3 protein-coding genes are annotated in these 8,944 nt (G+C 48.5%); all 3 read right to left on the bottom strand.

Annotation, left to right across the window (positions count from 1 at the left end):
- Positions 1-128: 128 nt before the first annotated feature.
- The 3 genes from QUB16_RS21730 to QUB16_RS21720 all read right to left on the bottom strand — a co-directional run bounded on the left by QUB16_RS21730 (position 129) and on the right by QUB16_RS21720 (position 8,621).
- Complete coding sequence (locus QUB16_RS21730) at positions 129-4,661, bottom strand: response regulator (RefSeq protein WP_333319290.1); 4,533 nt, start codon at positions 4,659-4,661, stop codon at positions 129-131.
- Positions 4,662-4,929: 268 nt separating this feature from the next.
- Positions 4,930-5,091, bottom strand: coding sequence for a hypothetical protein (locus tag QUB16_RS21725; protein WP_333319289.1), 162 nt, complete (start codon positions 5,089-5,091; stop codon positions 4,930-4,932).
- A gap of 428 nt (positions 5,092-5,519) precedes the next feature.
- Complete coding sequence (locus QUB16_RS21720; protein ID WP_333319287.1) at positions 5,520-8,621, bottom strand: MFS transporter; 3,102 nt, start codon at positions 8,619-8,621, stop codon at positions 5,520-5,522.
- Between the last annotated feature and the right edge of the window lie 323 nt (positions 8,622-8,944).

The raw sequence follows: 8,944 nt of genomic DNA, 5'->3' as shown, positions 1-8,944 counted from the left end.
GCTCGCGTATTGTACAATACGCGAGCGGGGACGCTCGCACTACAATAAAAAAAATGCTTTTTACAAAACTGAGATGCGCCCCTCGCAATGACACTGAGATTTAAATGCAATCGAACAGGATATAACCGCTAACAATCAACAGACTGCTCTATTTTTAACGCGGTTTCGACTCTTTGATACTCCGCCTCAACCTCTTCTAAAAGCGCGCAGGCCGGATCGGGTAAAGACTGGTTAGCATTAGTTCCGATGCGGCCCATGATTTCGAGTTCCTCGCACAGTTCAAACAAGCGAAAAGCACCGAGAGTACCGCTAATCGACTTTAAAGAGTGAGCCGATCGCCGCAAAGCCAGCGGATCGGCGTTGCAAAGAGCCATAGAGATGCCTCGCAGCAGTTCGGGAGCTGTTTCGAGGTAAATCTCGATCGCCTCGTCCAAAGCTTCCACCTCTCGCAGTCCCTCTATAATCTTGGGACTCAGGGAATCGTGCCCCTCTGACAAAGCCCGATCGAGATTTGATGCACCCCAATCGACGACTGCGGGCGAATTGGGAATTGTCAGTTGTGGATTTCCCGCAACCGCCACATTCGATCGCACTTGTAATTCACTCGTTCCTTGGATCTGTTCCGCCGGGGCATCCAAACAAACGATCGGCTGCAGACGATCGAATGCAGAGTTCGATCGAGATTTACAAGCCCTCAAAGCTCGCACCAACTGATCGATTGCGATCGGCTTACTCAAATAGTCGTCCATCCCCGCAGCCATACACTCTTCGCGATCGCCCTGCATCGCATTTGCCGTCATCGCCACAATCCAAGGCATCGTCGATTTTCGATTTTCTATTTTCGATTTTCGATTGTTAGATTCCTCAGTCGATTTTCGATTTTCTATTTTCGATTTTCGATTGTTAGATTCCTCAGTCGATTTTCTATTTTCTATTTTCGATTTTCGATTGTTAGATTGCTCATCTGTTGCGGAAACTTCTGATTCTCCCGTGTCATTTTCTAAAGTTAAATCTGCTGAAAATTGCTCGCGGATGCGGCGGGTAGTTTCCAGTCCGTCCATTTCCGGCATTTGCACATCCATCAGCACCACATCGTAAGGCTGGCGGCGCAAAGCTTCGAGCACTTCGATACCGTTTCCCGCCACATCCGCGCGATACCCCATCCGCTGTAAAATTTGCAAAGCCACCTTCTGATTCACCAAATGATCGTCAGCCAACAGAATCCGCAGGGGTAAGTCCTCTGCCAGCACGGGTATGGTTTGCAAGAAAGACCCGGTAGTGCGCTGCCCTTTAAATTCAGTTGTCTGTTCTCCAAAAATATTGATTAAAACATTGTAAAGCTGAGATTGTTTGATTGGTTTATTCAAAAAAGCAGCAAAATCCATCTCCATAGAAGGGGGGTTAATTTCTTGCCTGCCGATCGAAGTTAGCATCACTAACGGCAACTTTTCGCAATCAGGATACCGGCGAATTTGGGCCGCTAAAGCCAACCCGTCCATTTCCGGCATTTGCATATCCAAAACTGCCAAGTCAAACATCTCTTTAGCACCCAGCCAATCTAAAGCCAAACGAGCCGAAGCTGAAGCCCTAGCCACCATTCCCCAAGACTGAGCTTGGAGAGTCAAAATTCTGCGGTTGGTAGCATTGTCATCGACAATTAAGACTCGCTTGCCAGCTAATTCAGGTTGAGAATTGCTCAAGTTAAGTGGTAAGGAATTCTTGCAGCCAGAAACGATCGTACTGAAATAAAAAGTAGAGCCAACGGATTTCGTATTTGGGGCGATCGGCTGGTTGCTGAGTACAGATTTGCCATAGCCATATTTTTCGGCAATTTCACAAGATTCTGCCCATCCCAAATCAATAACTGCCGACGATCTAAAATGGGCAGGAGGATTGCCCGCAACACTACCCATACTTTCCACCCACATCCGGCCGCCCATCATTTCGGCCAAACGCTTGCTAATTGCCAAACCCAATCCGGTACCGCCGTACTGCCGGCTCGTTGAAGAATCTACCTGGCTGAAAGATTTAAATAGCCGATCCATGCGATCGCTCGGAATGCCGATACCGGTATCTTTGACCGCAAAATGTATTTCGTATGCTGGGTTAATTGCTACCGGTTCGCCAGCAATTAAGGGCGGTTCTTTAGCGTTAGCCGCCGGCACTGAAATCTTTTTTGCTGTCACCGAAACCACCACTTCTCCAGCGTCGGTAAATTTAACCGCATTACTGAGCAAGTTGATTAAAATTTGCCTCAAGCGGGTGCTATCGCCGATCGCCGTTGCGGGTACTGTACGATCGATCAAGTAACCCACTTCCAGTTTTTTTTCTGCCGCCTTAGCAGCTACCAAGTCTAGAGATTCCTCAATGCAAGTGCGGAGGTCAAACGGATGTTCCTCCAAGTCCAATTTGCCCGACTCTATTTTCGAGAAATCTAGAATATCGTTGATCAGCGTCAGCAAGGCATCGCCGCTGCTGCGGATAGTTTCTACAAAATCGCGCTGTTCGCGAGTTAAGGGCGTATCCAGCAGCAAACCGGTCATGCCGATGACTCCATTCATCGGAGTGCGAATTTCGTGGCTCATGGTGGCTAAAAATTCGCTTTTGGCTCTAGTAGCCGCCAGTGCTTGATCGCGAGCTTTTGCCAAATCTACGTCTGTTTGCTGGCGTTCGAGTTCGCTTCCCACCCACTGAGCCATCAGTTTCACCAACTCTCTGTCTACAGCTCGGAACGGTTCTGTTACAGGATTCGGAGAAAAGAAGCACAGAGTGCCGTAAACTTCACCTCCCACCGTGACGGGAATGCCCATGTAAGCTTCAATGGGGAAAGCTCGATCGTCAATGTTAAAGGAAAAACCCGAAAATCTCAGCGACTCAAAGTAGATCGGTTCTTTTGCCATTGACGTAGCGACGCAGAAAGTTTTTTCCAGATCGTAGATTTGGTCTTTGACGATCGACCCGTCGGGACACTCAACAGCCATTATTTGATAGTTGTCGCCTTGAATGCAGGACAAAATTCCCACGGACAGGCCTAAATGCCGACATCCCATTGCCAGCAGTTCTTGGAGGCGCAAATCAAAGGTAGAGAGGTGGTTGAGCGGGTCTGTACGGGGAGCCGAAGTCACTTGGTACAAAGCTTTGATTGCAGCTTCGCTTTCTCGCAGTTCTTGTTCTGTTTGCTTCCGCACGCTGATGTCGCGGGAAATGCCGATAATTTCTTGGACTTCGCCGGTTTGGGGATCGCTGATCGTGCGGCCGGTGGTTTCAAACCAAATGTATTTGCCGTCTTTGCGGCGGATGCGGTAGCTGACGGTGTAAGTAACTGGGAGTGCCAGGACTTTCCAGTGAGCTTTGGCGATGGTTTCTAAATCGTCGGGGTGAAAATAATCCTTGGGGACGCGGCCGATGAGTTCCGAAGGTTCGTATCCCAGCAAAGCGCGGCTGGCGGGCGAGACGTAAACAAACACGCCTTTGGGGTCGTGTCTGGTGATCATGTCGGTTGAGTTTTCTGCCATCAACCGATAGCGGTCTTCGCTTTCATTACGTTCGACTTGAGAATTGCCTAATGCTTCTAGCATTCGGTTGATGGCGTCGGCCAAGCTTGCGAGTTCATCTGCTCCGGCCATAGGAACTCTCAAGCTTGGGTCGCCGTTGGCTGCGATGTTGCTGACGCTGGTGCTCAAGGCCGCCAATCTCGCTAAGACTAATTTTTCTAGCAACAGCAGGGTGATGGCGCTAAATATTAAACCTACTGCCAGTATTGATAAGGTAAACAGCTCCAAGGTAGCCTGACCTTGACTGTAAATGATGCGATCGGTCTCAACTCGCAGCAGCAGCGCTAGGTTGCCGTGGATGTCGCGAATCAGGGCGTATCCTGCGACTAAGGTGTCGCTGAGTGGCTCGACTAAAATTTCTACTGATTTGAGGTTGGAAATTTTGAGTTTGACATTTTCCAACTCCTGCCTCGATCGAGCCAGCGCCTTGGCGCTGTGCCCAGAGTAGTTCGCGGCTCCAACTTTAAAATCTAAACTCGGCAATCTAAAATCCACTGACAGGTGAGTCAGTTCTGAAAGCAAACCGATTTCGCTGCTGTCTAGGTAGCGTCCCAAGATCAGCGTCCCCCGCGGCGGCCCTTGGGAGTTGCTGTTCAAGATGGGCTTGGAGGCAATCAGCAGTCTGGCTTCTGGCAGGGTGAGGACGCCTGTTTTGGCGGGGCGATCGCCATCGACTGTCGATGAGTCTAGTAGCGCCTCGGTCAAGTGCTGTTTTAAGCTTTCGGGAATCGGGATTTCGGTTTGCGATTTCAGGTCGAAACCTTTGCTGAAGATCGTCTTACCGTTGGAGTCAAGCAGCACCAATAAGTTTAGTCTCAAGTAAATAAATGTCGAATCGACGAAATTTGACTTGACAAAATTTTCGTTCCGTGTTTCGACGAAAGAGTAAGTATCGTCCCACTCGGCGTAATCTTGGGCGCTGGTGTCTAAATTCGACAAGTCATCATCTAATGCGTCCAAAGCCCGTGCGACATCCTGGCGGACGTACTGTGCCTCCAGGTTGTGAAAATCATGCAGCAAAATAGTTGATGCAGTGGCATAGAGAACCACAATCAGGCTGATCAGCGCTGCACCGATGATTAATAGTGTTTTTTTTCGGAGTTGCATGGCGTCGCCCTCCTCACGGTGCTACTAGGCAACTAGCCAGGAGAGGTTTGAGACGTAAGTTGTTTAGCATTGGCTCGCGCAGGGCCTGCGTGTTTGGACTTTTCTGGGCTGGCTTGGCAAAGCCCTTGGTATTTCCAAGGCATCCGGTATGTTGCCCCCCACAGTCAGTGTAGTATTTTCACAGCTTTAGTTCCCTATTATGCACAACCTATGACATACAAGTTATAACCTGACGATCGGCATCTTCAAAATTAACTGCCGATCGAACTCAAAACAGTTCGCGTTTGTTTGATACTGATGCAGCCAGGGAGGCGGGCGGTTGGGAGAACAGGCGTGCTGGGTTGAGAACCATAACTATATATTGTACCAAAAAAGTATTGAGGAGAGAGCGGACTGGTCGATCGAGTTTTGCGCGCAAAAAGGTTCTCATTCCAGCAGCTTTTTTGATTTTTGTCGTTTTATAGCAATCCTTGCAGGAGTGGTGGAATAGGCCTAAAAGCCTATCCAGCCGAGAAGGTTGAACCGCGTTCAAAAATTGTGATAGCAGAGGCAATGAATATCCGGCGACTTTTTATTTATGACATCTGCCAATAAAATATACACCAATCAAAAAAATAGGCTTTTCACTTTTATATTTTGAATGGATCAAAACTGCTAATTAAGATGTATAAATTCACGCTTTTTACCATCTTCAAAAAAACGATAGGAGCGGGCTTACCAATAACCTTAAACAATACCAAAAAATTAAATACACCCGTTCCTACTCCCCGATCAAATCCTTTACTAACAGTAGTGCCTGATATCAGTAGAAACTCATATCAGGCACTATCTGCAATCCGATCGCAACTTGAGTCTTTTTTATCGGATGACGGCTAAAGCACCGGCGCCAGCAGCAGCAGCGGCCGAGGAAAGAGCCGTGAAAAACAGCCACCAAGAGGCAACTTCTGCAGCTTTCCGGGTTTCTTCAGCTTGTTTTTCGGCTTGCAGTTTGATGCTTTCGAGGCGAAGCTGTGCCTCTTGCTGCAAGCGTTCTGCTCTTTGCAAGACGCTGTTGCGACTTCTTTCAATTTGGTCGATCAAGCGGTTGGCATCTGCTTCGGAAATGTCCTCGCGGGAGCTCATTAATGCTACTAAAGTATCGCGGTTGAAATGACCCAGCCGATCGCGCAAAGCATCAAATCCGGCTTGCGGATCGTCAAATAACTTCCGCACGTCCCGCGTAATGCCTTCGTAGTTGAGTTCAGGGCGATCGAGCGAATTGAGGTAATCCCGAATTTTTCCGAGAACCCCGTCAATTACCGACTGAATACCCTCCTGTATTTTCTGAATTTGCAGTGCGAACTCATCGCGCACCGACAAAATTCCATCGACAATGCGATTGGCTTCTGCTTCAGAAATATCCGGCCGCTGAGACAGCAGAGAAACAACTGTAGCTCGATCGATGTGTGACAAGCGCTCGCCCAAACTGTAAGCGCCGACTTTCGGGTCATGCAGCAGCAGTTGCAAGTCGCGCTTGATGGCTTCGGGATTTAATTCATCCTTGCCCGTATTACGCAAATAATCTTCTAAAACACTCTGAAAATCCTGTACTTGGCTTTGCACCCGTTTTGCCAAACGGCGCGGCGCTTTCACAATCGAGCCAAGGGTTTCCTGTACTTGGTCGATAATTTGATTGACTTGTTCCTCGCTCAAATCTTGTCTCTGAGAAAGCAGTTTTACCAAAGTATCGCGATCGACTTGAGACAGACGGCCGCGCAGCGCTAAAGCTCCTTCTTTGGGATTTTCCAGCAGTTTTGTCAAATCCCGCTTAATCCCTTCAGGATTGAGTTCTGATTTGCCAGTATTGCGAAGGTAATCTGCAAGGGCGGTTGTGGTTTGGTCGTACTGATCCTTAGCTTTTTCGGCCAACTTTTGCGGCGCATGCACCGCGCCGTGCCAATTTTCTTCGGCGCTGTCGATAAGCTGATTTACTTGGTCTTCGCTGAGGTCTTTCCGCTTAGATAGCAATTTTACCAAAGTTTCGCGATCGAACCTAGAAGCTCTAGCTCTCAAGGCCCACATTCCCGCTTCCGGGTTATCCAGCAGCGTTTTCAAATCGCGCTTGATGCCTTCGGGATTGAGTTCTTCTTTGCCCGTAGACTTCAAGTATTCTTGTACTCTTTGCCACTGGTTGTCTAGTCGCACTTGCGCTGCTTCTTGCAGACCTTTAGAATCTGCTAAAACTACATCTCGCGTCCTTTCCAACTCTTGAACAATCTGTTCTACTTCCTGGAATCCGAAGTTTTCGCGGCTGCGGAGAATTTGCACGAAACTGTCGCGCGTGTAAGGAGAAAGCCGATCGCGCAACTGTTCGTAACTAGCATCGGAATCCTCTAAGATTTTTTTGAAATCCCTCGCGATACCTGCTGCTGTCAGTTCCTCTTTCGGCGTCAGCTTCAAATAAGTTTCCAACCGCCACTGCAAATCGCGAGATTTTTCTTGCTCCTCGGCAAAGATCACGGTTTGTAAAACTCGCTGTCTAATTGCTTCTAATTCCTGGGAAATTTGTTTAATTTTGTCTTGGGTAAAAACACCTCTACTAGCCAAGATTTCGGCAAAATTAGACTGTTTTAGTTTTTCTAATTCGCGGCGCACAGTTCCCGGATCGGCTGTAGGATCGTAGAGAACGTCCCGAAATTCGCGCTCGATGGCTTGGGGGTTCATCTGCCACGAATAAGTGTTGAGTAGGTAGTTTTCTACGTCGGCACGAATTGGGCTGTAAGTTACGGGTTCGCCTTTGACTTGAGCGGTAATTTTATCAGTTTGCTGGGTAACTTTGTCTTTCGCTTCTTTGAGCTGACCGACTACTTTTTCAACATCCAAGTCAGAAATATCCGTGCGACCCAATACTATTCCCATTAAAGCATTGACTGCCATTGTGGTTGCTTGGGACATCATGTTCGGGCTTTGTCCAGAATTTTGACCGCCCAGACTGCTGAGGGCTTTTTCTACCCTACTTGCCAATTTATCTGAGACCAAATCTCCCGATTTGGCAGATTTGAGATAGTCTACTAATTGCGCGATGCCGTCTGATGGCTGCCCTTGTTTTCCTACTTGTTTCCAAGCATCTTGGAGTTGGTCTACAATCCGGTTTACGTCGCGTTTTGATAAGTCCGATCGCGAACTTACTAAATCTACGAGAGTTTGCCGATCGAGATTCGGCAAATTTTCGGCTGCAATGGTTTTTAGTTGCGGATCGTTGAGCAATTTTTCAAACTCGCTACGCATCCCTTTGATGTCTAATTCTGGCGGTTTGAGGCTTTGGATGTAGTCTTCGACGTTTTCGCGCAAGCTTGTGGGGTCGATCGCGCTACCAAGTTCATGGCCCACTGCTGCTGCTGCTGCTTTGGCTGTGGCGACTACTTGGTTGCTGGCTGCTTTGGCGCCGATGGCCGAGGCTGCGGTGCCGACAATGGCTTGAAAGCCTGCTGTGGCGCTGTTGACGACGGAACCGATCAAGGAACCGACGGTGGTGGAACTCACCCAGACGAGCATTGAGAAATAGGTGGCCCACACGACTAAACCGACGATCGCACCTAAACCGGGACTGCTAATCAAGCTGAGCTTTACTGCAAGCAAGCAAGCAAAGAATAGGGCGATGGTGACGGTAATCAGCGTCCAAGTGCCTACTTTTCTGCCGATGTGGCGGACTGGGGAACTGCCGCTATCCGACTGGTGGCCGTCGTCGTGGGATTGTCCCATGTACGAAAGACCCGCGGCTACTGATAAATTTGTTAGCAAGAGTTGGAAAGCGCAGGCGAGTACCACTCCAGCTATCAAGGCGATAAAAAATTGCGGCCCGGAATACAGGAGTGCTGCGTCTTCTGCTGTGTTTGTTGTAGTAGTCTGCTCTACTGGCACTTGAGCCAGCCAGAACCCGATGTTATACAGTTGTGGATTTATTGGCAAATTTTGATACATAGTATATTCCTCGTTAAGGAGTGGGTGCGCGCGCTCATTGGCGCAAGTTAACCAATGTATAGTTTTAGACTCATGCCCCCAATGGCAAGCATCGCCTTATTGTCGAGCTAAAGCATCCCCCTACAGTTGGAAGTGTAGAAATATGTCTGCGGCCGGCTGTCACTTTAGGAATAGTTGTGCTATGTAAATTGGCAGTTGTGAAGTTGTTAGTTCTCGGTTAGGAGTAAGGTGCGCGGCGGCATAGCCGAGATAGATGCTAGTAATGGTAAGTCTGAGTAAAATAATCGCAGAGGAAAATCTTGGGTCGATCGATATTAAGAGTC

Origin of the sequence: Microcoleus sp. D3_18a_C4, from assembly GCF_036702415.1 — a bacterium.
GTDB lineage: Bacteria > Cyanobacteriota > Cyanobacteriia > Cyanobacteriales > Microcoleaceae > Microcoleus.
The sequence above is the reverse complement of the archived record's forward strand: the minus strand, read 5'-3'. Positions and strand labels throughout refer to the sequence as shown.

What these genes read in the sequence shown, in the direction of transcription:
- QUB16_RS21730 (WP_333319290.1), bottom strand. Translation starts at nt 4,661, where the DNA reads ATGCAACTCCGAAAAAAAACACTATTAATCATCGGTGCAGCGCTGATC.
- QUB16_RS21725 (WP_333319289.1), bottom strand. Translation starts at nt 5,091, where the DNA reads ATGAGAACCTTTTTGCGCGCAAAACTCGATCGACCAGTCCGCTCTCTC.
- QUB16_RS21720 (WP_333319287.1), bottom strand. Translation starts at nt 8,621, where the DNA reads ATGTATCAAAATTTGCCAATAAATCCACAACTGTATAACATCGGGTTC.